Source organism: Pseudoduganella sp. OTU4001 (assembly GCF_038440195.1).
In the GTDB taxonomy this organism is placed as follows: domain Bacteria; phylum Pseudomonadota; class Gammaproteobacteria; order Burkholderiales; family Burkholderiaceae_D; genus Rugamonas.
Map to the genome: position 1 here is coordinate 169615 of NZ_JASATG010000007.1, position 25375 is coordinate 194989.

At 64.5% G+C, this 25375-nt stretch carries 22 protein-coding genes; 9 read left to right on the plus strand and 13 right to left on the minus strand.

Annotated elements, in window-relative coordinates; translation table 11 throughout:
* Positions 1 to 10: 10 nt before the first annotated feature.
* The 3 genes from waaF to AAHE99_RS09240 are packed head-to-tail and all read left to right on the plus strand — an operon-like array spanning position 11 to position 2655.
* A complete protein-coding gene (waaF, locus tag AAHE99_RS09230; RefSeq protein WP_342116737.1) occupies positions 11 to 1096 on the plus strand; it encodes a lipopolysaccharide heptosyltransferase II in 1086 nt (361 codons plus the stop codon).
* Positions 1093 to 1791, plus strand: a complete 699-nt coding sequence (locus tag AAHE99_RS09235; protein WP_342116687.1) for an alpha/beta fold hydrolase — start codon at positions 1093 to 1095, stop codon at positions 1789 to 1791. The genes waaF and AAHE99_RS09235 overlap by 4 nt, the downstream gene beginning before the upstream one ends.
* 54 nt (positions 1792 to 1845) lie before the next feature.
* Positions 1846 to 2655 carry a substrate-binding periplasmic protein gene (locus tag AAHE99_RS09240; RefSeq protein ID WP_342116689.1) on the plus strand — a complete coding sequence of 270 codons (810 nt, stop codon included), beginning with the start codon at positions 1846 to 1848 and terminating at the stop codon, positions 2653 to 2655.
* Here AAHE99_RS09240 and AAHE99_RS09245 read toward each other — a convergent pair.
* Positions 2652 to 4211 carry a methyl-accepting chemotaxis protein gene (locus AAHE99_RS09245; RefSeq protein ID WP_342116690.1) on the minus strand — a complete coding sequence of 520 codons (1560 nt, stop codon included), beginning with the start codon at positions 4209 to 4211 and terminating at the stop codon, positions 2652 to 2654. The genes AAHE99_RS09240 and AAHE99_RS09245 overlap by 4 nt on opposite strands.
* A gap of 116 nt (positions 4212 to 4327) precedes the next feature.
* On the opposite strand from AAHE99_RS09245, the gene AAHE99_RS09250 reads away from it, so the two are divergent.
* The 5 genes from AAHE99_RS09250 to AAHE99_RS09270 are packed head-to-tail and all read left to right on the plus strand — an operon-like array spanning position 4328 to position 7729.
* Positions 4328 to 6175 carry a glycoside hydrolase family 35 protein gene (locus AAHE99_RS09250; protein ID WP_342116691.1) on the plus strand — a complete coding sequence of 616 codons (1848 nt, stop codon included), beginning with the start codon at positions 4328 to 4330 and terminating at the stop codon, positions 6173 to 6175.
* A gap of 57 nt (positions 6176 to 6232) precedes the next feature.
* On the plus strand, positions 6233 to 6769 hold the full coding sequence (locus AAHE99_RS09255) for a hypothetical protein (protein WP_342116693.1): 537 nt from the start codon (positions 6233 to 6235) through the stop codon (positions 6767 to 6769).
* 13 nt (positions 6770 to 6782) lie between these two features.
* Positions 6783 to 7133 (plus strand): winged helix-turn-helix domain-containing protein, encoded by a 351-nt coding sequence (locus tag AAHE99_RS09260; RefSeq protein WP_342116694.1) that lies wholly within the window; start codon positions 6783 to 6785, stop codon positions 7131 to 7133.
* Between the two features lie 57 nt (positions 7134 to 7190).
* Positions 7191 to 7379, plus strand: coding sequence for a hypothetical protein (locus tag AAHE99_RS09265; RefSeq protein ID WP_342116695.1), 189 nt, complete (start codon positions 7191 to 7193; stop codon positions 7377 to 7379).
* Positions 7376 to 7729, plus strand: coding sequence for a hypothetical protein (locus AAHE99_RS09270; protein ID WP_342116696.1), 354 nt, complete (start codon positions 7376 to 7378; stop codon positions 7727 to 7729). Before AAHE99_RS09265 ends, AAHE99_RS09270 begins: the two co-directional genes overlap by 4 nt.
* A gap of 15 nt (positions 7730 to 7744) precedes the next feature.
* On the opposite strand, the gene rng is transcribed toward AAHE99_RS09270, so the two are convergent.
* The 9 genes from rng to AAHE99_RS09315 form a co-directional block, all read right to left on the minus strand.
* A complete protein-coding gene (rng, locus tag AAHE99_RS09275; RefSeq protein WP_342116697.1) occupies positions 7745 to 9211 on the minus strand; it encodes a ribonuclease G in 1467 nt (488 codons plus the stop codon).
* Complete coding sequence (locus tag AAHE99_RS09280) at positions 9211 to 9831, minus strand: Maf family protein (protein ID WP_342116698.1); 621 nt, start codon at positions 9829 to 9831, stop codon at positions 9211 to 9213. Before AAHE99_RS09280 ends, rng begins: the two co-directional genes overlap by 1 nt.
* Before the next feature lie 15 nt (positions 9832 to 9846).
* A complete protein-coding gene (gene rlmH / locus AAHE99_RS09285; RefSeq protein WP_130310589.1) occupies positions 9847 to 10317 on the minus strand; it encodes a 23S rRNA (pseudouridine(1915)-N(3))-methyltransferase RlmH in 471 nt (156 codons plus the stop codon).
* Positions 10318 to 11025: a ribosome silencing factor gene (rsfS, locus tag AAHE99_RS09290; protein ID WP_342116699.1), complete on the minus strand. Its 708-nt coding sequence runs from the start codon at positions 11023 to 11025 to the stop codon at positions 10318 to 10320.
* Between the two features lie 3 nt (positions 11026 to 11028).
* On the minus strand, positions 11029 to 11676 hold the full coding sequence (locus tag AAHE99_RS09295; protein WP_342116700.1) for a nicotinate-nucleotide adenylyltransferase: 648 nt from the start codon (positions 11674 to 11676) through the stop codon (positions 11029 to 11031).
* Positions 11673 to 12584, minus strand: a complete 912-nt coding sequence (hemF, locus tag AAHE99_RS09300; protein WP_342116701.1) for an oxygen-dependent coproporphyrinogen oxidase — start codon at positions 12582 to 12584, stop codon at positions 11673 to 11675. The genes AAHE99_RS09295 and hemF overlap by 4 nt, the downstream gene beginning before the upstream one ends.
* Positions 12585 to 12679: 95 nt before the next feature.
* The gene (gene purD, locus AAHE99_RS09305) at positions 12680 to 13951 is read right to left on the minus strand and encodes a phosphoribosylamine--glycine ligase (protein ID WP_342116702.1); all 1272 of its coding nucleotides are present in this window, start codon (positions 13949 to 13951) and stop codon (positions 12680 to 12682) included.
* A gap of 6 nt (positions 13952 to 13957) precedes the next feature.
* Positions 13958 to 14683 (minus strand): YebC/PmpR family DNA-binding transcriptional regulator, encoded by a 726-nt coding sequence (locus AAHE99_RS09310; RefSeq protein ID WP_342116703.1) that lies wholly within the window; start codon positions 14681 to 14683, stop codon positions 13958 to 13960.
* Positions 14684 to 14766: 83 nt separating this feature from the next.
* Entirely contained in the window at positions 14767 to 15594 is an 828-nt protein-coding gene (locus AAHE99_RS09315) for a DUF4214 domain-containing protein (RefSeq protein WP_342116704.1), read from the minus strand.
* A gap of 219 nt (positions 15595 to 15813) precedes the next feature.
* Here AAHE99_RS09315 and AAHE99_RS09320 point away from each other — a divergent pair, with 219 nt between their 5' ends.
* Positions 15814 to 18324 (plus strand): alkaline phosphatase D family protein, encoded by a 2511-nt coding sequence (locus AAHE99_RS09320; RefSeq protein ID WP_342116706.1) that lies wholly within the window; start codon positions 15814 to 15816, stop codon positions 18322 to 18324.
* A gap of 7 nt (positions 18325 to 18331) precedes the next feature.
* Here the strand turns inward: AAHE99_RS09320 and AAHE99_RS09325 are convergent, their stop codons facing one another.
* From AAHE99_RS09325 to AAHE99_RS09335, 3 genes are all read right to left on the minus strand, one after another.
* Positions 18332 to 20329, minus strand: coding sequence for a DUF4214 domain-containing protein (locus tag AAHE99_RS09325; RefSeq protein ID WP_342116707.1), 1998 nt, complete (start codon positions 20327 to 20329; stop codon positions 18332 to 18334).
* Positions 20330 to 20350: 21 nt separating this feature from the next.
* Positions 20351 to 23011, minus strand: a complete 2661-nt coding sequence (locus tag AAHE99_RS09330; protein WP_342116708.1) for a DUF4214 domain-containing protein — start codon at positions 23009 to 23011, stop codon at positions 20351 to 20353.
* 73 nt (positions 23012 to 23084) lie between these two features.
* The gene (locus tag AAHE99_RS09335; RefSeq protein WP_342116709.1) at positions 23085 to 25331 is read right to left on the minus strand and encodes a DUF4214 domain-containing protein; all 2247 of its coding nucleotides are present in this window, start codon (positions 25329 to 25331) and stop codon (positions 23085 to 23087) included.
* Positions 25332 to 25375 lie beyond the last annotated feature (44 nt).

Genomic DNA, 25375 nt, shown 5'->3' on the forward strand with positions numbered 1-25375 from the left:
AATGGAAAACATGAGCCCGCAACCGCCACGCACGCTGGTGATCTCCCCCAACTGGATTGGCGACGCCGTCATGGCCCAGCCGCTGCTGCAGCGCCTGAAGGCCGCGCACCCGGAGCGCCCGATCGACGTGCTGGCGCCGCCGGCCGTGTCGCCGGTCTGGCGCCAGATGGCGGAGGTGGCCGAGGTGCTGGAAACGCCGTTCCGCCACGGCGCCTTTCAGCTCAAAGAGCGCTGGCGCTACGCGCGGCTGCTGCGCGCGCGCGGCTATGCCGAGGCATACATCCTGCCGAATACCATCAAATACGCGCTGATTCCCTGGCTGGCCGGCATCGCACGCCGCGTCGGCTACAAGGGCGAGAGCCGCTATGGCCTGATCAACGTGATGCATTTCGACGACACGCCGCCGCGCCCGATGGTGCCGTTCTACGCCGCGCTGGCCGAAGCGCCGGGTGCGCCACTGCGCCCCGGCTTGCCCAAGCCGCGCATGGAGGCCAGTGGCCGGCAGGTCGCCGCCGCCATTGCCAAGGTTGGCCTCGACCCCGCGCGCCCGCTGGTCGTGTTCGCACCGGGCGCCGAATTCGGCGGCGCCAAACGCTGGCCGCCCGCCCACTTCGCCCAGCTCGCCCAGCAGATCCTCGCGCGCGACCCGCAAGCCCAAATCGCGCTGCTCGGCTCCCCCAAGGACGCCGACACCTGCAACGAAATCCTCGCCGCCACAGCCGAGCCCGTGTCAACCCTGGGGTCAGGCTCTTTGGTGGACACGGCCTCAGGCGGTGGACTGGTCAGCCTGGCCGGCAAGACCTCGCTGGCCGACGCGGTGGCCCTGATTTCGCGCGCTGCCGCCGTGGTCAGCAACGACTCCGGCCTGCTGCACATCGCATCCGCGCTGAACCGCCCCGTGATCGCCATCTACGGCCCGACCGACCCTGACCACGCGCCGCCATTCTCCGACATGGCCGCATCGATCTCGCTGCGCCTGGAGTGCTCGCCGTGCCGCCAGCGCGAATGCCCGCTCGGCCACCAGAACTGCATGCACGGCATCAGCGCCGGCCAGGTCTGGCAAACCCTGCAACCGATGCTGGCCAGCGCAAAATGACACCCCTGGTCCTGATCCCCGGCTACATGCTGGACGACGGGCTGTGGGACGCCATGCTGCCGCACCTGCCGTCCGAGCTGCCGCTGCATTTCGCCAGCCTGTCCGAAGGCGACTCCATTGCCGCCATGGCGCAGGCCGTGCTGGCCCGCTGTCCCGAAAAATTCACCCTGCTAGGCTTCTCGATGGGCGGCTACGTGGCCCGCGAAATCGTCCGCCTCGCCCCGCAGCGCGTGCAGGCGCTGGCCCTGGTCGCCACCTCCAGCCGCGCCGACAACCCGGTGATCGCCGAACAGCGCGCCAAAGCTGCCCGCGCCAACCCGATTGGCGCCTACCGCGGGCTGGGCCGCGCCGCCATCCAGCAATCCCTGAGCCCCGACAACGCCGCCAACGAAGCCCTGGTCGCCCAAGTGCGCCTGATGGGCGAACGCCTCGGCCGCGACGTCTTCATCCGCCAATCGCTGATCGTGCGCCAGGCCGACACCGCGCAGCTGGGCCGGATCACCTGTCCGGTGTTAGTGGTGCACGGCGCCGACGACCAGCTGCGCAGCCTGGACGAAGCGCAGGAACTTGCGCAAGGCATCCCAGGCGCACAGTTGCAAATGCTGCCACATTGCGGCCACCTGATTCCGCTGGAACAGCCGCAAGCGCTGGCGCAACTGTTGGCCAACTGGCTGGCCGCACACGCAGCGGCCTGACACCCCCTCGCAATGGGGGAGGGCGTGGGCCAGCGGCCGTGGCAGCATGAGGCCATGCCTGTACTGATCCCCATCGTCTTCCTGCTGTCGCTTGCGCTATTTTCGGCACAGGCCGTTGCTGCGCCCGTCATTGCTTACAACACCTATCTGTACCCGCCGTTCCGCAACGCCGATGGCAGCGGGCTGGCTCACGACCTGGTTATGCTGCTTAACCAGCGTATGGGGGGCGAGCAGTTCAAGCTGGTCCACGTTCCGCGTGCGCGCCTCCTGATGCATCTGGATCATCCCGTGCAGCGATTCAACGGCATTGCCATCTTCCTGAATCCGGCTTTTGTTGGACGCCAGCGTGCCGCGCTGTTCAACTGGAGCGAGCCTTTGTTCAGCGATCGGAATGTGCTGGTGTTCCGCGGTGCGCCGGTGAGTGCCGGCGAGCTGGCTGCAGGCAAAAAGGGCCGCCGGTTTGGCGGGGTGCGCGGCAATCATTATCAGCTTTGGGATCCGCTGGTGCTGCGCGGCCAGCTGCAGCGTGACGACGGCGCCGACGAATGGGGCAACGTGCGTAAGCTGGAGGCAGGGCGCATCGATTTCACGCAAATGAATGCGCTGACGTTCGAAGCGATGCAGGCACAGGCCCCGGAGCTGGCCTATTTGACCGCCGTGCCTGAGCCGAGCGACAGCAACCGGCGCTGCATCCTGATCTCGCAAAGCCTGTCCGCTCCAATGGCCGAACGCCTCTCGCGCATCGTCAGCGAGCTGCCCGCCGATCCCGCGTGGCAGGCATTGATGCAGCGTTACGGCCTGCACCCGCCGGGCAAATCGCAGGCAACATCGAAAGAAGCATTGCGCCAGGCGCGCCGCTCCTAGTGCGCCAGTCGGGCCGGGCCGGTGGCCAGCTTGAAGCGGCCCACCTGGCCGGTCAGGCGCCCGGCCTCGTCCTGCATGGCGCTGGCAGCTGCCGCGGCTTCTTCCACCAGCGCCGCATTTTGCTGCGTCACATTATCCAGCTGCACAATCGCCTGGTTCACCTGCTCGATGCCCACCGTCTGCTCGCTGCTGGCGCTGGCGATCTCCGACATGATGGAGGTGACGCGCTGGATGCTGCTCACCACTTCACCCATGGTGCTGCCGGCCTGGTTCACCAGCTCGCTGCCGGCCTGCACCTGCTGCACGGTATTGTTGATCAGGTCCTTGATCTCGCCGGCCGCCTGCGCGCTGCGCTGGGCCAGGCTGCGCACCTCGCTTGCCACCACCGCAAAGCCGCGCCCCTGTTCGCCCGCGCGCGCCGCTTCCACGGCGGCATTCAGCGCCAGGATATTGGTCTGGAATGCGATGCCGTCGATGACGGCGATGATGTCGACAATCTTGGTCGATGCCGCATTGATCGATCCCATGGTTTGCACCACCTCGCTCACCACGCTGCCGCCGCGCGTCGCCACGTCGGAAGCGGTGGCCGCCAGTTCGCGCGCCGTGCGGGCATTGTCGGCATTGGTGCGCACGGCGGAAGTCAGCTGCTCCATCGAGGAGACGGTTTCTTCCAGCGTGCTGGCCTGGTGTTCGGTGCGGGTCGACAGGTCATGGTTGCCGGAGGCGATTTGCTGCGAAGCGGTGGCGATGCTTTCGGTGCCGTGGCGCACCTCGGCCACGATGCCGGCCAGGCTGTCGTTCATGGCCTTCAGGGCTTTCAGCAGCTGGCCCGCTTCGTCCTCGCCTTGCGCTTCGATGCGGCGGCTCAAGTCGCCGTTGGCCACGGTCTGCGCGATCTGCACGGCGTCGCTAAGCGGCTTGACGATGGAGCGCGTGGTCATCCACGCGAAACCGATGCCCAGCGCCACCGCCGCCACGCCCAGCGTGATCAGCATGGCGCGGCCGCTCTGGTTGCCGGCCTGGATCTCATCGGCGATGGCGTCGAGGTTTTTGTGCTCGGCGGCCGTCACTTCGTCCAGCGCGCCGAGGTAGGTAACGCGGCGCGCTTCCATGTCGATGAACAGGCGCGCTGCGGTTTCCATATCGCCGTCGGCCTTGGCCTTGTAGACGGCCTTGCGCTGTTCGACATAGGCCTTGCGGCTAGCCAGCACTTTCTCGTAGGCAGCGCGTGAGGCGGGGTGCTCCAGGATCTTGCCCAGCAAGTCCTGGATTTCCGTGGCGCGGCCGGAGGCGGCGGCCATCTGCGCTTCGATGGATTTCTGCTGCGCCGGGTCGGACACCATATAGGCTGCGGTGGTGCGGGCAGCATTCACTTCCACCACCTTCTGCCACTCGGCGACCAGGCGTTCGTTGCGCACGTTCTCCGCCACCAGCGCTTCGGTTTTGGCGCTGGCGCTTTGCAAGCGCATGATGCCGACCACCGTCATCGCCGCCAGCAGCAACAGCACCACGGCAAACGCCAGTCCAAGACGCGTCCCGATTTTCAGGTTCTTCATCGTTTGTCTCCTCTCTAAACGAAATTAATATACTTTCGTTCAAAATCTATATATTTACGTTTTTCTTATCATTGCTTACACTTGTCGCGGTAAAACGAAACAAACAGGAGACAAGCATGCAATTTGCAGTAGCAAAACGCCTGACCGCGCTGGCGCTGGTGGCAGCTGCGCTGGGTGCGCAGGCCGCGCCATCAACAGTGCCACATTTCGCGCCTGTGGGCGACCATTTTGAGTTGGATGGCAAGCCTTTCGTCATCCGCTCCGGCGAAGTGCATTACGCCCGCGTGCCGCGCGAATTCTGGCGCGAGCGCTTGCAGCAAATGCGCGCCATGGGCCTGAACACCGTCACCACCTATGTGTTCTGGAACCGTCACGAGCCGGAACCCGGCCGTTTCGATTTCAGCGGTGACCTGGACCTGGCGGCCTTTATCCGGACCGCGCGCGATGTGGGCCTGAAAGTGGTGCTGCGCCCCGGACCGTATGTGTGCGCCGAACTGGATTTCGGCGGCTTCCCGGCCTGGCTGCTGCGCACCCCCGGGCTGCGCGTGCGTAGCCTGGATCCACGCTTCATGAGCGCTAGCGCGCGCTACCTGAAGCGTGTGGCGCAGGAAGTGGCGCCGCTGCTGTCCTCGCGCGGCGGCCCGATCCTGATGGTGCAGGTGGAAAACGAATACGGTTCCTATGGCGACGACCGCGACTACATGGCGGCCATGCTGGCGCAGTTCCGCGAGGCCGGATTCGACCTGCCGCTGTTCACCTCCGACGGCCCATCGCCATCGCTGCTCGAGCGTGGCACGCTGCCCGGCGTGACGTCGGTGGTCAATTTCAACGGCAATGTAGACGCCGTGAAGCGCGCCTTCGCGCAATTTGCCTCCTTCCGCCAGAATGCGCCGCGCATGTCGGGCGAATACTGGGCCGGCTGGTTCGACAGCTGGGGCTCGCGCCACGCCAAGGTCAGCCCGGCGATGGCGGGCGAAGCGGTCGACTACATGCTGGGGCAGGGCATCTCCTTCAACCTGTACATGGCGCACGGCGGCACCAGTTTCGGCTGGATGCCGGGCGCGAACAGCAACGGCACCAACTACACGCCCGACACCACCAGCTACGACTACGACGCCGCGATCGACGAAGCCGGCCGTCCGACGCGGAAGTTCCACGCCATCCGCGCCGCGATTGCACGCCATTTGCCGGCAGGCGAAAAGCTGCCGGACCTGCCGGCGCCGACGCCTACCATCTCCGTGCCGCGCTTCTCGCTGATAGAGTCGGTGCCGCTGGTGGACACGCTGCAGTCGCCGATCCGCTCGAAGATGGCGCGCAATATGGAGGCCTACGGCCAGGGCTACGGCTTCATCCTGTACCGCAAGCGCTTTGAAGAAGCGGCCAAGGGCAAGCTGGAGCTGGGCGAGGCGCGCGACTACATCCACGTGATGGCCGATGGCGCCACCGTCGCCACCGTGGACCGCCGCCGCAGTGAAAGCAGCGCCGACGTGTCGCTCAAGGCGGGCAGCACGCTGGACCTGCTGGTGGAGAATATGGGGCGCGTCAACTTCGGCGCGTCGCTGCCGGACGAACGCAAGGGCTTGATGGACCAGCCCAGCCTGGGCGGCAAGGAACTAAACGACTGGGAAGTGTACCCGCTGCCGCTGGCCGACCTTAGCGGCCTGCGTTTCAAGCGCGGCGCGCCCGAGCGCTCCGGTCCCACCTTCTGGCGCGGCAAATTCCGCGTTGAAGCCAAGGGCAGCACCTTCCTCGATATGCGCGGCATGGGCAAAGGACATGTGTGGGTGAATGGCCACCACCTGGGCCGTTACTGGCGCGTCGGCCCGCAACAGAGCCTGTTCGTCCCGGCGCCATGGCTGCGCGCGGGCGGCGACAACGAGATCATCATCCTCGACCTCGACGGCGCCCCCGACGCCCCAAGCCTGCAAGGCCTGCCGGACCCGGTATTCACGACTTCAGGGTGATGGTTTTATTTGACTGTTGGTGGCTGGAACGGGGGCGTTGTGTTAACGTAGCGCCGCATGAATGCTTCGATTTCCCCGTTTCGCCTGAACTGCTACCTGTTTGTAGCGACGATCGCACTGCACGGTGCGATGATGTTCGCGAATGAATTGTTCTTCCAGCGCGCTGAATATTTGCAGGGCATCGGTTGGATCTACCTGCCTGCCGGCACGCGCTTGCTGTGCACACTGCTGTTCGGCGGCGCTGGCGCGCTTGGCCTGCTGGTACTTGGCTGGCTGGTCACCTATTTCTACTATGTGCCGGGTGATGCGCTGCGCGCCACGTTCGGCGCTATCGCTGGCGCTATCGGCCCTTACCTGGTTTATTGGCTTGCGCAGCGGCGCCTGGGCTTGCGCGCATCGCTTGGCAACCTGACGCCCCGTTTATTACTGCTTTGCGCGCTGGGTTGTTCGCTTGCCAGCCCGCTTCTACACCATATCTGGTTTGCGTTAAACGGCGGCGACAATCTGCTGGATGGCTTTGCGGTGATGTTTATCGGCGACCTGGTGGGGAGCCTGGTGGTCATGTACACCGCCAAGGTGCTTTTGAGATCGTGATAGAATTTATACCATGAAGAGTGCCAAACGTCCCGCTGATATCTATCTGCGCTTCTTGCAATTGGCGGAAGCCTTGCGCGGCTTGCCGGCGTTGCCGGCGCTTGATCCGCTGGAAGAACGCATCCTGGGTATCATCGCGCGCACCGGCGGCAGCGAGCAGCGCCTGTCCGTGCGCGATATGATGGGCAAGAAGGAGCTTGGCTCTCCTGCCACTGTGCATAGCCGGTTGACCTCCATGCGCGAAAAGGGATGGATCATGTTGTCAGATACCGAAGATGCGCGCCGCAAGCAGATCGAACTGACCCAGGCTGCGCTGATGCACTTCGATAAGCTCTCCAAATGCATGCAGGATGCTGTTGCATAAGCATTAAATGTGGGGTAAATTGTTATAAAAATTAGATCAATTTACCTATCTGTGAAAATGCAAGCCAAAGAACGCAAGCTCGCTTCGGAAGAGGCGATCGAACAGGCATATGCAGCCTACGTGGCAGCCCTGGTTGCGCGCGGCCCGAAACCGGCGCCGAAGGACGACGACCTTTCCATGGACTGGCCGAACGTGCGCCGGTTTGCGGTGGGGGAGGTTGATAAGCGGGCAGCAGGCACGCCATGAACTACAGCATGAGCGGACGCGAAGAGGACGAATTCTATGCGCTGCTGCTGGCTAAGGCGGACGAAGCGCGCCGCGTGCTGAATTATCCGTTCAGCGAGTTCCTCGACCAGTTGCATCGTCATGGCGCGTATCGCACCGCGGCCAGCAAGCTGGGTCGGATCAGGTCGGATGAGTTCGCGGAATTGGCCAGTGCTGGGCGCCTCGACTTGTCACTGGAGGCGCAAGTGGTCAATACCAAGTGGCGCGCCTGCTTCGACCCGGCCCTGGTAGCCATGGCCGAAAGCCGGTTACGCGAACACGGCTACGCCGGGGAAAAATCGGGGTCAGATCTGTCATTCGGACAAATCTGACCCCGAATTTTATTTCTACATCAGGATGACGTCGTATTGTTCCTGGTGGTAGCTGGTTTCCACCTGGAGCGAGATTTTCTTGCCGATGAAATCGCCCAGCATCGCGAGGTGCTGCGATTCTTCTTCGAGGAACAGGTCGACCACTTCTTGCGAGGCGAGGATGCGGAATTCGCGCGGGTTGAACTGCTTGGCTTCGCGCAGCAGCTCGCGCAGGATCTCGTAGCAGATCGTGCGCGAGGTCTTGACCTGGCCTTTGCCTTCGCACGCGGGGCAGGGTTCGCACAGGATGTGGGCCAGCGATTCGCGCGTGCGCTTGCGGGTCATCTCGACCAGGCCGAGCGCGGAGAAGCCGGAGACCGATACCTTGGTGCGGTCGCGCGCCAAGGCTTTCTTCAGTTCCGCGAGCACGGCGTTGCGGTGCTCGTTGTTCTCCATGTCGATGAAGTCGAGGATGATGATGCCGCCCAGGTTGCGCAGGCGCAGCTGGCGTGCAATCGCGTGTGCGGCTTCCAGGTTGGTCTTGAAGATCGTGTCGGCAAAATTGCGGCCGCCGACGAATCCGCCGGTGTTGACGTCGATCGTGGTCATGGCCTCGGTCTGGTCGACGATCAGGTAGCCGCCGGACTTGAGGTCGACGCGGCGCCCCAGGGCGCGGTGGATTTCCTCTTCCACGCCGTACAGGTCGAACAGCGGGCGCTCGCCGGTGTAGTGGGCCAGGCGCGATAGCACGGACGGGGTGTAGATGCCGCCAAACTCGGTCAGCGCCACAAAATTCTCGCGCGAGTCGACCTGGATGGTGGCCGTCTCGTCGTGCACGAAGTCGCGCAGCACGCGCTGCGCCAGGTTCAAGTCCTGGTGCAGCAGGGAGGTCGGGGGCAGGGTGCGTGCGCCGTGGCAGATCGCGCCCCAGGTCTTGCGCAAGTATTCGATGTCGGCCTGCAGGTCGGCGTCGGAGGCGTCTTCGGCCTGGGTGCGCACGATGTAGCCGCCTTTTTCCTCCGCTGGCAGCAGGCTTTGCATGCGCGCGCGCAGGGCTTCGCGGTCGGCTTCCTTTTCGATCTTCTGCGAGATGCCGATATGGCCGTCCTGCGGCAGGTACACCAGCATGCGGCCGGCAATCGAGATCTGGGTCGACAGGCGTGCGCCCTTGGTGCCGATCGGGTCCTTGATCACCTGCACGGTCAGCACCTGGCCGTCGAACAGCAGCTTTTCGATCGGGGTCGGGGTGGCGTTCTGGTTGCCGTCGTGCGGGCGGGCTTCCCAGATGTCGGCCACGTGCAGGAAGGCTGCGCGCTCCAGGCCGATGTCGATGAAGGCCGACTGCATGCCGGGCAGCACGCGCACCACTTTGCCGGAATAGACGTTGCCCGCCAGGCCGCGCGTCAGGGTGCGCTCGATATGGAGTTCCTGCACTGCGCCTTGTACTACCAGGGCGACACGGGTTTCCTGCGGGGTGATGTTAATGAGGATGTCTTCGTTCATCAGGGGAGCTTCAATCCTGCCTGGCGCAGCAGCTGCGCCGTTTCAAACAGCGGCAGGCCCATGATGCCGGAATGACTGCCCTCGATATGTTCTACGAACAGGGCCGCCAGGCCCTGGATGCCATAGCCGCCGGCCTTGTCGTAAGGCTCGGTGGTGGCGCAATAGGCCTTGATCTCCGCCTCGGACAGCTTGCCGAAGCGGACATTGGAAACCTGGGTGATATGGCCGGAAAAGTCCTGCGAATGGACGGCGACCGAAGTCAGCACCTGGTGCGTGCGGCCGGACAGCTTGTGCAGCATGGCCACCGCCTCGGTTACATTGGCCGGCTTACCGAGGATCTCGCCGTCGATGGTGACGGTGGTGTCGGCGCACAGCACGGGGCGCAGGAAGACGCGGCGCTTCTGGATGACATCCCAGGCAAAATCGGCTTTTTCCTGGGCCACGCGGCCGACATAGGCCATCGGCTCCTCGCCGGGAAGGACTTCTTCGCTGACGTCAGGGCCGCGCGGGCCGTCGCTGCGCAGCATGAGCAATTCGAAGTCCACGCCGATCTGGCGCAGCAATTCGCGCCGGCGTGGACTCTTGGAAGCCAGGTAGATCTTCTTTTCGACCAGTTTCATCGTTAGCCTTGTGGTTTAGACCCGATGATAAGGGTGGTTTTGCGTAATTGTCCACGCCCGGTATAACTGTTCGGCCAGCATGACACGTACCATGCCGTGCGGCAGGGTCAGGCTGGACAGGCGGATCATGCCTTCAGCCTTGGCCTTCAGCCCGGGATCGAGGCCGTCGGCGCCGCCAATCAGGAAGGCGGTATCGCGCCCATCCTGCTGCCAAGCTTCCAGCTGCTGGGACAAGCCCACGCTGGTCAGGTCCTTGCCGCGTTCATCGAGTGCGATGATACGCACCGATTTCGGCAGCGCCGCCTCGATCCGTTCCCTTTCCAGGGCCATGGCGGTGGCGGCGGTCTTGCTGCCGGAGCGCTCAACGGGCTTGATTTCCTTCAGCACGATGCGCAGTTCCGGCGGCATGCGCTTCACGTATTCGGTGAAGCCGCTCTCGATCCAGGCCGGCATTTTGTGGCCGACCGCAGCGATGATCAGCTGCACTTACTCAGCCGCAGCAGCCTTCTTCAGGCGCTTGATGACGGTCTTGACCGGGGTGGCGGCGGCAGCCGCGGCTTTCTTCTCCTTGGCGGCCTTGGCGGATGCCTCGGCGGTCTTGGTGGAAGCGACCTTCACTTTCTTGCCTTCCGGCGCCACGACTTTCGGCGCGGCCTTCTTGGCGGCGGCTTTCTTGGCGACGGCGCCGGCAGCGGCGGTGGCCTTGGCGGTGCCCGGCTTCTTGGCGGCGGTCTTCTTTTCGACCACGGCTTCGGCGGCTTTGGCGGCCTTGGTGGCTGCCAGGTGGCCGGACTTCTTCGGCGCGGCTTCCTTTTCAGCGGCGGCCTTGCCTTCGGCGGTCGATTTGCGCTTGGCGGCGCCCAGTTTCACCGGCTTTTCGCCCCAGATTTCTTCCAGGCGGTAGTAGGCGCGGATCGGGGCCTGCATGATGTGCACGATCATGTCGCCCAGGTCCACCAGCACCCATTCGCCGGTGTCTTCACCCTCGATGCCGATCACGTCGCCGCCGGCTTCCTTGACCTTGTCGCGCACGGACGCTGCCAGAGCCTTGGTCTGGCGGTTGGAAGTACCGGAAGCGATGGCGATGCGGTCAAAGAGGCTGGTCAGGCCGGTGGTGTCGAATACGACGATTTCCTGGCCCTTCACATCTTCCAGGGCGTCGACGACGAGGGTTTGCAGTTTTTTGATATCCATTATTTAGTTCTTATACAAATTATGTTGTTCAATATAGTCTAGCACTACCGGTGGGATAAGCGAGTGCGCCCCATCCCCCCGTTGTAATGCAGCACGAATGGCAGTGGCCGAGATGTCGACGGCCATATCGGCCGCCAGCATGGTCCTGCCCGCCGGGGTGTTCCTGACCTGATCCGGCGTGGCCAGGCGGCGCTGGAATTCAGCAGCCACCTCGGCCGGCACGTGGGCGTCGTCCAGCTCGAAGCCGGGCCTGGCCGCCACGCAAATGTGGGCCAGGTCGAACAGAGAACGCCATTCGTGCCAGGTGTTCAGCCGCTGCAGCTGGTCGGCGCCCATCAGGAAGGCCAGCGAAACGTCTGGCCCCACATCGGCGCGTATCGCCCGCAGCGTGTCGATCGTATACGTGGCGCTGCCGCGCGCCAGTTCCTGCCAGTCGATCGTGACCGGGCAGGCCAGGCCGGTAAAGGCCAAAGTCAGCATGTCCACCCGCTGCTGGGGCGTCGCCACCAGCGCGCCCTTTTGCCAGGGCAGGGCAGGGATGACCAGCAACGCGTCGGCCTTCAGCTTTTCAGCAAACAGTTTGCCGAGCGTGACGTGGCCGTTGTGTACCGGATCGAAACTGCCTCCCAGCAGTGCGATGCAGCGTTTCACTCGGCCAGCCAGTCGCGGTGCGGGAGGAAGTCGGTGTACAGCGCCGCTTCCGGGCTGCCTGGTTCCGGATGCCAGTCATAGCGCCATTTGACGATCGGCGGCATGGACATCAGGATGGCTTCCGTACGGCCGCCGGACTGCAGGCCGAACAGGGTGCCGCGGTCGAATACCAGGTTGAATTCGACGTAGCGTCCGCGGCGGTACGCCTGGAAATCGCGTTCGTGCTCGCCGTATGGCGCGTCCTTGCGGGCTTCCAGGATCGGCAGGTAGGCGGCCAGGAAGGCGTCGCCCACGCTGCGGGTCATCGCGAAACTCTGCTCGAAGCCGAGCGCGTTGAAGTCGTCGAAGAAGATGCCGCCGACGCCGCGCGCTTCCTTGCGGTGCTTCAGGTAGAAGTATTCGTCGCACCACTTCTTGAACTTCGGGTGCAGCTCGCTGCCGTAGGGCTGCAGGGCGTCGCGGCAGGTGGCGTGGAAGTGGCGCGCGTCTTCGGCGTTGCCGTAGTAGGGCGTCAGGTCCATGCCGCCGCCGAACCACCAGACCGGGGCGCCGTCCTGGCTGGTGGTGCTGAAGAAGCGCACGTTCATGTGCACCGTTGGGGCGTACGGGTTGCGCGGGTGCAGCACCAGGCTGACGCCCATGGCTTCCCATGGCTGGCCGCCCAGCTCGGGACGGTGCGCCGAGGCCGATGGCGGCAGCTTGGCGCCCATCACGTGGCTGAAATTGCAGCCGCCGCGTTCGATCACATTGCCTTCTTCGATCAGGCGCGAAATGCCGCCGCCGCCTTCCGGGCGTTCCCAGGCGTCGCGCAGGAATGGCTTGCCGTCCACAGTCTCCAGCGCGGAGATGATGCGGTCCTGTAGGCCAAGCAGCCAGGCTTTGACGTCTTGTGGGTTGGGGGCGGTCATTTGTTCTTTCATTCTTTAAACCGGTAAACCTGGGTCAGACCCAAGGGTCTGACCCGATACGCGGCCGTCGCAGGTCTGACCCTGCTTTACCGGTTTTAGTGCTTCAAACCACGCCAGCCGATATCGCGGCGGAACTGCACGCCTTCGAAGCCGATCTTGTCGACCGCCTCGTAAGCCTGCTTTTGCGCCATCTTGATGTTGTCGCCCAGGCCGACCACGCACAGCACGCGGCCGCCGGAGGTCACCAGCTTGCCTTCCGCATCGTCGGCGGTGCCGGCGTGGAAGGTCACGGAATCGCTGGTTTCAGCCGGGATGCCGTGGATGTGCGCACCTTTCAGCGGCGCATCCGGGTAGCCGGCGGCTGCCAGCACCACGCCCACGGCGGTGCGGCGGTCCCATTCCAGTTCCACCTGGTCCAGGGTGCCGTTGACGGCGTGTTCCATCACGCCCACCAGGTCGGTCTTCAGGCGCGCCATGATCGGCTGCGTCTCAGGGTCGCCCATGCGGCAGTTGAATTCCAGCGTGCGCGGGTTGCCGGCGGCGTCGATCATCAGGCCGGCGTACAGGAAGCCGGTGAACTGGATGCCGTCCTTGGCCATGCCCTGGATGGTAGGCATGATGATCTCGCGCATCACGCGCGCATGCATGGCCGGGGTCACGATCGGGGCCGGGGAGTAGGCGCCCATGCCGCCGGTGTTCGGGCCCTGGTCGTTGTCCAGCAGGCGCTTGTGGTCCTGCGAGGTGGCCAGCGGCAGCACGTTCTTGCCGTCGCACATGACGATGAAGGAGGCTTCTTCGCCGGCCAGGAATTCTTCGATCACGATACGCGCGCCGGCATCGCCGAAGGCGTTATCGGACAGCATGTGGTCGACGGCGGCATGCGCTTCTTCCAGCGACATCGCCACCACCACGCCTTTGCCGGCCGCCAGGCCGTCGGCCTTGATCACGATCGGCGCGCCCATCTTGTCCACGAAGGCGTGCGCCGCCTTGGCGTCGGCGAAGGTTTCGTATTCGGCGGTCGGGATGCCGTGGCGCTTCATGAAGGCCTTGGCGAAGTCCTTGGACGACTCCAGCTGCGCCGCCTCGCGGGTCGGGCCGAACACCTTCAGGCCGCGCGCGCGGAACAGGTTGACGATGCCGGCCGCCAGCGGCACTTCCGGGCCGACTACGGTCAGGGCAATGCTTTCCTGCTCGACGAAATTGGCCAGTTGTTCCAGATCGGTGATCGGCACGTTCTGCAGGCGCACATCGCGCGCGGTGCCGCCGTTGCCAGGTGCAACATAGACCATCTGTACGCGTTCCGACTGCGCCAGTTTCCAAGCCAAAGCGTGTTCACGGCCGCCCGAGCCGACTACCAGGATCTTCATAAGGGATTATTCTTCGATGACAGCGTTGGTATAGATTTCCTGGACGTCGTCCAGGTTTTCCAGTGCGTCCAGCAGCTTTTGCATCTTTGCTGCATCTTCACCGGTGAATACGGTTTCGGTGGCTGGCTTCATGATCACTTCCGCCACTTCGGCCTTAAAACCGGCCGCTTCCAGCGCATCTTTCACGCCCGGGAAGTCGTGCGGGCCGCACAGCACTTCGATACCGCCTTCTTCGTCGGTCACCACGTCTTCGGCGCCCGCTTCCAGCGCTGCGTCCATCAGCTTGGCTTCGTCGGTGCCGGGGGCGAACAGGAACTGGCCGGTGTGCTGGAACATGAAGGCCACCGAGCCTTCGGTACCCATATTGCCGCCGTATTTGTTGAAGGCGTGGCGCACTTCGGCCACGGTACGCACGCGGTTGTCGGTCATGCAGTCGACGATGATCGCCGCGCCGCCGATGCCGTAGCCTTCGTAGCGTACTTCTTCGTAGTTGGCGCCGTCGCCGCCGCCGGTGCCGCGCGTAATGGCGCGGTTGACGTTGTCCTTCGGCATGTTGGCGTCGGCCGCCTTGTCGATTGCCAGGCGCAGGCGCGGGTTGGAGTTGATGTCGCCCCCGCCCATGCGCGCCGCCACCGTGATCTCCTTGATCAGGCGGGTCCAGATTTTGCCGCGTTTCGCGTCCGTTGCAGCTTTTTTATGCTTAATATTGGCCCATTTGCTGTGTCCAGCCATGTTCAATCTTCCTTAGACGGTATGCAATCGAGGGCGGTATTCTAGCATATCGCCCTCTCAAATTTGCTCCGCCGGGGGGAAGGTCAGCCGTCGTACGGCATGTAGTCGATCCCGGCCTGGATGCTGCCGATGACCTGGGCCCGGTTCTCGGCGCTGCTGGCGAAATAGTTCAGGATCTGGGCCCGGTTATAGCCATTGTTCATGGCATTCATCCAGAAATCGAAACCGCCCTGGTCATAGGCGCGGTGCAGCACGTTGTCATACAGGTTGGTCAGGTATTCGGCGTTGCTGATATTGGCGCCGTACAGCGAGCGGAATTCCGCGCTGGTCTCGAAATTGGCGGCAATGGTTTCCATGCTGATGCCGTTATCGGCCATCTTGATCCAGAAGCCGAGCCCGCCGTGGTCCGGATGGCGGTCGAATGCGGCCTGGTACAGGCGGTACACGTCGCCGGCATGGCCTTCCACATCAAAAGCGACTGCCACGTCGGCAAAGCGGATGCGCTCGATATTGCTGAGCGTGTCGGTGCCGCTGCTGGCGCTGCTCACGGTGCGTACCCCGGTGCCCATATTGACGCCGACCGTGAGTGCCGCGCGGGCGCCGGCGTAGACGGCGGTATCCCAGCCGGCGCCGCCGTCCAGGATATCGTCGCCGGCGCCGCCGTCCAGGGTGTCGTTGCCGGCCGAGCCGGTGATGCGGTCGTTGCCGCCCTCGCCGAAGAACAGGTCGCCGCCGGTATCGACCAGGTATTGGCCGGTGGCGGGATTGTAAATTTCACCAGAATACAGGCTATCGTTGCCGTCGCCGCCGTAGATACGGTCATTGCCGCCATTGCCGTAGATGCTGTCGTCATTGGCGGTGCCAGTCAGGGTTTCGCCGCCCGCAGTGCCGCCGAGAATGATGCCTGCCATGATCTTTCTCCTTTCCAAAATGTGTCTTTTTCGGTAAGGGAAAGGTACGCCCAAGCGTGGAAATTGTCGCGTCGGCGCGACCAATCGTGCGCCTGCGCACGATTGCGAGCCAAAAAACAAGGGATTAGTAGATTTCCTCGGGGAATTTAGGGTATTTCATGCGCTTGTAAAGTTATTATCCTAAAACAATTACTTTTATACCAAGGAGACCTGAGACCTATGGACCGTCGTCAATTTATTAAGCTCGGTGGCTTTATCACCGTGTCGGTCGCCAGCGGCGGCCTGGCTGGTTGCGGTGGCAGCGATTACACCCCGCCAGCCCCGCTGCCGGGCAGCACCCTGCCAGCGGCCAGCGGCGCCAACTGGAAATTCCCGCAGAGCGTAGCGTCGGGCGATCCGCGCGCCGACAGCATCATGCTGTGGACCCGCGTGGTGCCGTCCGCGCTGGACGACGTGGCCACCGTGACCGGCAAGGCCGAAGTGGCGGTGCGCCTGGTGGTGACCGCCGCCGACAATAGCGCCGCCCTGGGCAGCAATGCCGCGCTGACCGGCGCCAATGTGGCCGAGGTGATGCTGGCGCTGAACCCGGACTTCGACAACACCATCCGCCACAAGCTGACCGGCCTGTCGGCCAACACGACTTACTTCTACCAGTTCATCGCCGGCGACGTGCGCTCCAACGTGGCGCGCTTCAAGACCGCGCCGGCCGCCGACGCCAGCGTGTCGCAGCTGCAGTTCGCTTACCTGACCTGCCAGGACTGGAGCATCAACCACTGGGGCGCGCTGGACCATATCGCCAAGAACGAGAAGCTGGACTTCATTGTCCACCTCGGCGACTACATCTACGAGACCGTCGGCGAAGCCTTCCAGGTCGGCAGCGTGGAAGCACGCCACCCGGCGCTGACGCTGCCGAACGGCACCTTCAAGAACGGCACCTCGGGCGCGAAATACGCGACCACCCTGGCCGACTACCGCTACCTGTACAAGAAGTACCGCACCGATACCCGCCTGCAGGCCGTGCATGAGCGCTTCGCCTTCATCTCGATCTGGGACGACCACGAGTTCTCCGACGACTCCTGGGGCGATGCCCAGACCTACGCCGAAGGCGAGAAGAAGGACACCGCGCGCCGCCGCAGCGCCAACCAGGCCTGGTTCGAATTCATGCCGGCCGACGTCACCTTCGACGCCAGCGCTACCGGCTTCCAGAACATCAAGATCTACCGCGACTTCAAGTTCGGCAGCCTGATGCAGCTGGTGATGACCGACCAGCGCCTGTACCGCGCCGACCACACCGTGCCGGAAGCGACCCCGAACCCGGCCACCGGCCAGCCGTTCGGCAGCATCGGTTCGCGCTACCTGGTGGCGCAGGAACTGCACACCTATGTCGAATCGCAGAAGATCGCCGGCGCCACCGCGGCCGGCGCCGATCCGCTGACCGGCGTGTCGATGCTGGGCGCCACCCAGCGCGACTGGTGGAAAACCGCCATGAAGGATTCCAAAGCCACCTGGAAGATGTGGGGCAATGAAGTGTCGCTGCTGCGCATGGGCCTGAACGGCACCGACGCCATCGCCACCCTGGTGGCGCTGTCGGCGGTAACCACCGTCGCCACCAATATCGGCACCACGGCGGCCCAGGCGGGCGGCAACGTCGCTGTCGCCAGCGCCATCGTGGCCGGCGTCACCGCCGGCGCCGCGCCGCAGCTGGCGCAGGCCGGCGCCATGGCCATCGCCACCGCCGCTGCCAAGGGCGGCGACATGACCGCGCGCGTGACCGCCGGCGTCACCGCTGGCCTGAGCATGACCCAGGCCGGTATTGCCGCAGCAGCCTTCGGCCAGGCCGAAACCGCGGCCAAGGCCGGCGCCAGCGCCACCGCGCAAGCCACTGCGGCGGCGCAGGCGATCGCCTTCGGCTACATCCGTCCGGACGTGCTGGCCAAGAAAGTGGAATCGCCATTCGTGGTCGGCGCCGGCAAGGCGGCTGCCCTCGGCCCATACTTCCGCAAGTTCCTGATCAACTGCGACCAGTGGGATGGCTATAACGCCGAGCGCAAGAACCTGATGGAGCACCTGAAGGCCAACAAGGTCGGCAACGTGGTGGCGCTGACCGGCGACCTGCACTCCTTCTTCGCCGGCACCGTCAACGACAACTACGACGCCGCAGGCGGCGGCACGCCGGTGATGGTGGACCTGGTATCGGCCGGCATCAGCTCCGACTCCTTCTTCACCTACCTGCGCGAAGAGGCGGCCAAGCTGGGCGACCTGGCGACCCTGGTGTCCTACCCGCTGCCGGTACCGGTGCCGGGCCTGTCGACGGCCAAGCTGAACGTCAATATGTTGGACTACACCATGGGCAAGGCGGCGCCGAATGCCGACTCGCTGGTGGCCACCCTGGCGGTGCAGATGCGCAACCAGCTGGCCGGCATGGGTGTGCCGGAAAATGCGATCGACCAGCCGGTGGAGAGCATGCTGGCTGCCATCAAGTCGAGCGCCGACTTCGCGCAACTGGTGGGCCTGGCGCAGCAGCTGGCCAGCCTGAACAGCAACCCGCACCTGCGCCACGTGAACACCGACGCGCAGGGCTACACCGTGGTCACCCTGACCCCGGCTTCGATGGTGGCGCAGTTCAAGCAGGTGAACAAGCTGGTTGGCACCAGCGCACCGGCCAATGTGATCGCCAAGGTCAACACCGCCACCGTCACGGCTGGCCAGGTGGCCGTGACGATGTCCTAAGCGGGGCTCAGGCGAACGGCGTGTACTCCACGCCGTTCGCGATCAGCGTGGCCACATTGGCCACGTTCTCCGGGCTGTCGGCAAAGTCGAGCAGCACGTCGGCCCGGCCATAACCGCTCTCCAAAGCCTTCATCCAGAAGTCGTAGCCGCCCTGGTCGTACGGCCGGTGCAGCACGTTGGCGTACAGCTTGGTGAGGAAGCCGGCATTGTCGGCATTGGCGCCGTACAGCGCAGTGAACTCCTGGCCCTGCATGAACGCGGCGGCTATCTCCTTCAGGCCGACACCCTTGTCGGCAGCACTGATCCAGAAGCCCAGGCCGCCCAGGTCCGGCTTGCGGTCGTAGGCCGCCTGGTACAGGCGGAACACCTGGCCCACCTTGCCATCCACATCCAGCGCCACGCTGACATCGGCGAACTTGAGGCGTTCGATGCCGGCCAGGCTGTCCTGGCCTTCGCCGGTCACGCTGGCATTGGCGCCGCTGCGCACGATGCTGTAGCCGGCGCGCGCGCCCAGGAACACCGCGGTATCGATGCCGGCGCCGCCATCCAGCTTGTCGTTCCCGGCGCCGCCGGTCAGGCTGTTATTGGCCTCGTTGCCGGTCAGGGTGTCGTTGCCGCTGCCGCCGATGGCCGCCTCGATCACGGTGCCGAAATTGATGGTGATCTGGCCGGGCGCCGAGATCAGCTGCGCCTTGGCGCCGACGTAGCTCCAGTAGCCGGGGCGCAGGTCGAGCACCAGGTCGCGCGTCAGCTGCGAACCGTCGATGGTGTCGCGGCCGGCGCCGTCCCACAGCATGTTCATGCCGCCTTCACTGACCGCATAGGTGTCGTCGCCGGCGCGCGCGGTGGGCGCCACGCCGAAGGCGTAGTGCAGGGCCGCCAGGTCGAACGGCGAATAGCTGGTGTAGCCTTTGACCCCGGCCTCGTAGGTATAGCTCATGATCGACAGCGACTTGATGTCCTCCGCTTCCGGCAGGAAGGGCGGGTCGCCGACATCGCCGCCGGCGTCGGCGTGGCCGAACGGATGCTTGAGCTGCAGCGCGTGGCCGATTTCATGCAGCACAGTGGTGCTCATCGCCATGCCGCCATCGATACCGGGATCCCGGAAGCGCGGGTCGTGGTCGAGCATCAGCGGCGTGCCGCTCTCGGCGTACACGGCGGCGGCATAGCCGGCCGAACCGGTCTGCTCGTTGTTGCCGAACACGATGGTGTAGCCCTTTTCCACGTCGGTGGTCTGCACGAATTCGATATTGACCACCGAGCTGACATAGTCCATCAGCTTGCGCGTGAAGTCCTGCTGCACCTGGCTGAAGGGCGTGAACTGTTTGAGGTCGTCTGCGCTGAACCAGCTGGTCGGCGCCTGCGCGAAGGCGTAATGCACCGTGTGGCGCGGACCCAGCGCATTGCCGATGCCGCCGATGCTGGACCAGGACAGGGCGTCGATCCAGTACGGCAGTTTCTGCACGCCTTCGGCCCAGACCCAGGCCACGTTGGCCGCCGGCTTGATAAAGTCGCCGAGGATGGTGCCGGTGTTGCGGCCCACCGAATCGAGGACCACCGTATGGCGGTCGCGCACGATGTAGACGTCGTCGCCCATGCCGCCCTGCAGCTGGTCGTAGCCGGTGCCGCCATCCAGTTTGTCGTTGCCGTTGCCGCCCATCAGGACGTCGTCGCCGGCGCCGCCCTCCAGCGTGTCGTTGCCGTCGCCGCCGTTCAGCGTGTCGTTGCCGCTGCCGCCCAGCAGCAGGTCGTTGCCGGCATCGCCCACCAGGGTGTCGTTGCCGGCGCCGCCGTCAAGCTTGTCGCCGACGCGGTCGTCGCGCAGCTGGCCGGCGATCATGAGCATGCCGGAGTTCAGGGTATCGTCGCCGTCGCCGCCATACAGTTCATCCTTGCCGCCCGCGCCATCCAGGTAGTCGTCGCCGGGCGTGCCCTGCATGATGTCGTCGCCGCTGGTGCCGAAACGGGGTACCGCCGGGGTGCTGCCGTGCTGCCGTGTTGCCATAATCGTTGATTCGTTGTGTTGTCAGACAAAGAGAGTGTATTCGAAACCGTTGGCAATCAGGGCGGCGGTGCCGGCCACGTTTTCCGCGCTTTCGGCAAATTGGGCCAGCACGAATTCGCGCGAGTAGCCCGACTTCAGGACGCTCGACCAGAAATCGAAGCCGCCCTGGTCGTAGGGACGGTGCAGAACATTGTTATAGAGCTTGGCCAGGAAGCTGGCGTCGTCCGGTGCGGCGCCGTACAGCTTGGTGAATTCGTCGCTGGCGGTGAAGGCCTTCGCCACCTCGTCCAGGCTGACGCCCTTGTCGGCCATCGCGATCCAGAAGCCGAGGCCGCCGGCGTCGGGCTGGCGGCCGTAGGCGGCCTGGTACAGGCGGAACACCTTGCCGTTGATGCCGTCCACGTCGAGCGCCAGCATGGTGTCGGCGAACTTGATGCGCTCGATGCCGGTCAGGCCGTCGCTGCCTTCATTGCCCTGCGTGTCGGTGACGGTGGCGCTGGCGCCGCTGCGCACGACCGTGAATCCGGCGCGCTGGCCGCTATAGGTGGCGGTGTCGAGACCGGCGCCGCCCAGCAGCACGTCGACGCCTTCGCGGCCGCTGAGGACATCGTTGCCGTCGCCGCCACTCAGCTGGTTGTTCGCTTCGTTGCCGGTCAGCTGGTCGTTGCCGCTGCCGCCCAGCGCCACTTCGAGCACGCTGCCGAAGTTGATGGTGACCTGGCCGGCGGCGCTGATCACGTCCGCCTTCTTGCCGATATAGCTCCAGTAGCCGGGGCGCAGGTCCAGCACCAGGTTCTTGCTGAGCGCGGAACCGTCGACCGTGTCGCGGCCATTGCCGTCCCACAGCATGTTCATGGCTTTTTCGTCCAGCACATAGGTGTCGTTGCCGGAGCGCGCGCTGGGCGCCACGCCGTAGGCATAGTGCAGGGCGGCCAGGTCGAACGGCGAATAGGCGCGCAACTCATCGCCGCCGCTATAGCTCATCAGCGTCAGCGCCCGCGTGTCTTCGCTGTCCGGCAGGTAGGGGCCGGGACCGATGCTGCCATTGGCATCCTGGTGGCCGAACGGGTGTTTCAGCTGCAGCGCGTGGCCGATCTCATGCAGCAGCGTGCCGGCCAGGGCGGCGCCATTATCGCTGGCGGGGTCCTGGTGGCGCGGATGGTAGTCGACCATCACCTCGGTGGCCCGGCCTTCGTAGAGCGGCGTGGCATAGCCGCCGGACGAGGCTTGCTCGTTATTGCCGAACACAATGGTGTAGGGCTTTTCGGTATCGCTGGTCTGGACAAAGCTGACGTTGACCACGGAGCTGATGTACTTCAGCAGCTGGATGGTGAGCTCCTGCTGCGCCGCGTTGAAGGCCGAGAACTGGTTCCTGTCGCTGGCGCTGAACCAGCTGGCCGGCTGCTGCGCAAAGGCGAAGTGGACGGTGTGGTGCTGGTCGAGGCGGTTGCCGATCTGGCCCAGCAGGTCGAAACCCAGGGCGTCGATCCAGTACGGCAGTTTCTGCGCGCCCTCGGCCCAGGTCCAGCTGATGCCGGAGACCGGCTTGACCCAGTCGGCCATGATGATGCCGCTGTTCTTGCCTTCCGAATCGTAGACGCCGGTGTCGCGGCTGCGCACCACGTAGTAGTCGTCGCCTGCACCGCCCCACAGCTTGTCGATGCCGGTGCCGCCATCGAGCCGGTCGTTGCCGTCGCCGCCTTGCAGGTCGTCGTTGCCGGCGCCGCCATCGAGCTTGTCGTCCCCGCCAAAGCCGATCAGGCGGTCGTCGCCGCTGCCGCCGGACAGGGCATCGGCGCCGTTGGCCCCGGTCAGCTTGTCGTTGCCGGCGCCGCCGTCCATGCTGTCGCCATCGGTGTCCCACACCCAGGCGCCATTCACCTGGATCAGGCTGATCGCCAGGTCGTCGTCGCCATCGCCGCCGAACAGTTCGTCGTTGCCGCGGCCGCCGTAGATCTTGTCGTTGCCGTCGCCGCCATACAGCTGGTCGGCGCCGCCGCCGCCAAACAGCTCGTCGTCGCCGGCGCCGCCATCCAGCAGGGCCGCGCCGGTATCGTCGACCCACACGCCGTTGACCTTGATTTGCGAGACAACGATCTTGTCGTTGCCGGCGCCTCCAAACAGCTGGTCCTTGCCGCCGCCGGCCAGTTGGTCGTTGCCATCGCCCCCGTACAGCTGGTCGGCGCCACCGCCGCCCGTCAGCGAGTCGTCGCCGGCGCCGCCGTCCAGCAGGGCGCCCACGGTCTCCGGCTGCCAGGCGCCGTTGACCAGGACCGCACCGATGCCGAGCGTATCTTTGCCGGCGCCGCCGTACAGCTTGTCGCCGCCGCCGCCGATCAGGCTATCGTCGCCGTCCTCGCCAAACAGCAGGTCGGCGCCGCCGAAGCCGGCCAGGGTGTCGTTGCCCACGCCACCGTGCAGCTCGTCATCGCCGTCGCCGCCGTTCAGCTTGTCGTTGCCGGCGCCGCCATCAAGCAGGTCGCCCTTCAGGTCGGGCGTCCACTGGTTGTTGACCAGCAGCATGCCCGAATGCAGGGTATCGTCGCCGTCGCGGCCGTAGATCTTGTCATGGCCGCCGGCCCCGTACAGATGGTCTTCGCCGCTGCTGCCTTCGATCGTGTCATCGCCGCCGGTGCCGGGCCAAGGCGAGGAGGGCGTGCCCAGGGATTGCTTGATTGGCATGGTATTGTGTTGTCAAAAATATCAACAATGTACAATACCTTAACTGTTGCCAAATGACAATGCGAGCGCTCCCTCAAATATAGGGGGTGTATTCGAAACCGTTGGCGATCAGGGCAGCGACGTTGGCCACATTCTCTTTGCTTTCAGCGAATTCAATCAGGACGAACTCGCGCGAGTAGCCTCCTTTCAGTACGCCCAGCCAGAAATCGAAACCGCCCTGGTCGTACTGGCGGTGCAGCACATTGTTGTAGAGCTTGCCCAGGAAGGCGGCGTCGTCCGGTTTGGCGCCATATAGTTTGGCGAACTCAGCGCTGCCGGTAAACGCGCTCGCCACATCGTTCAACTGGACGCCCCGGTCCGCCATGGCGACCCAGAAACCGAGGCCGACCTTGTCGGGCTTGCGGTCGTAGGCGGCCTGGTAGAGGCGGAACAACTGGCCATTGATGCCGTCAACGTCGAGCGCCACGCTGGTGTCGGCAAACGCCAGGCGCTCCACGCCGCTGAGCCGGTCAAACCCTTCCTCGACGCTCAGCAGCGTGGTTTCGCTCGCGCCTCGGGTCACGGTGTAGTCGCTGCGCTTGCCGCTGAAGACGGCGGTATCCAGGCCGCTGCCGCCGCTCAGGAAATCGTTGCCCAGTAGTCCTTGCAGGGTGTCGTCGCCGGCGCCGCCGCTCAGGGTGTTGGCGGCCTCGTTGCCGATCAGCGTGTCGTGGCCCTTGCCGCCGAAGGCCCGTTCCAGCACGGTGCCGAAATTGATGGTGATCTGGCCGTCGGCGCTGATGGTGGCGGCCTTGCTGCCGATATAGCTCCAGTAGCCGGGGCGCAAATCCAGCACCAGCTTCTGCTCCAGCGCCGTGCCATCGACGGTGTCGATGCCGTTGCCGTCCCACAGCATATTCATGGCCTTGGGGTCGAGCACATAGGTGTTGTTGCCGGAGCGCGCGGTGGGGGCGATGCCATAGACGTATTGCAGCGCCGCCAGGTCGAACGGTGAATAGACCTTGAAATCGCGTGCGTCACAATCGGTGTAGCTCATGACGGTGTACAGCTCCGTTTCTTCGCTATTGGGAAGAAAGGGGCCTGCCCCGACATTGCCATTGGCATCGGCATGGCCGAACGGATGCTTCAGATGCAGTGCATGTCCGATTTCGTGCAGCAGCATTTCGGCCAGGGCGTCGCCGTTGTCGGACGTGGGATCCTGCAGCACGCGGGCGTAGTCCAGCAGCACCGGGCTGCCATGCTCTTCATCGAGCCGGCCGGCATAGCCGCCCGAATTTTCCTGCTCGTTGTTGCCGAACACGATGGTGTGGCTCTGTTCCGTGTTGGTGGTCTGGACGAAGTTGATATTGACGACTGAGCCGATGTACTTCAACACCTGGATCGTCAGTTCCTTCTGCGCTGAGTTGAAAGGCGAGAACTGCTTGCGGTCGGTGGCGGTAAACCAGCTGGCCGGCTGCTGCGCAAAAGCGTAGTAGACGGTGTGCTTGGCACCGAGTTCGTCGGCGATAGCGCCGGCCGTGTCATGACTCAGGGCATCGATCCAGTAGGGCAGTTTTTGTACGCTTTGCCCCCAGGTCCAGCTGACACCATTGGCCGGCTTGATCCAGTTGGCCATGATGATGCCGCTGCTCTTGCCCTCGGTGTCGATGATCCTGGTGTTGCGGTCGCGCACAACATAGTAGTCGTTGCCGGCCCCGCCTTGCAGGATGTCACTGCCGGTGCCGCCATCCAGATAATCGTCGCCCAGGCCGCCCTGCAAGTCATCGTCCCCGGCCCCACCCTCCAGATGGTCGTCGCCACCATTGGCGACCAGCAGGTCATTGCCGCTGCCGCCATACAGCTCATCGTAGCCATCCGCACCCTCCAGCTCATCGTTGCCGGCTCCGCCGTCGAGCAGCGCGCCGACGGTGTCATTGACCGTCGCGCCGTTAATCAAGAGCTGTGGGATGAACAATGAATCGTCGCCATCGCCGCCATACATGGTGTCGCCGCCGCTGCCGTAGAGGGTGTCGTCGCCTTCTAAGCCGTACAGAAGGTCGACACCGAGGCCGCCGCTCAGGGTGTCGTTGCCGGCGTTGCCGTAAAGCTTGTCGTTACCGGCGCCGCCAAACAGCTTGTCGCCGTCGGTATCGGGTTGCCAGCTGCCGTTGATGAAAATACCGCCTGCGTTCAGGACGTCATCGCCATCGTAGCCGTAGATCAGGTCGTTGCCGCCGGCGCCAAATAGCCAGTCGGCGGCATTACTGCCTTCGAGTAGGTCGTCGCCGCTGGTGCCCATGAACGGGGCACCGGCGGTTCCAAGGTATTGTTTGGTCGGCATATCATCGCCTCTTGAAATGTGGGCGTCGCCAGCGGGACTTTGGG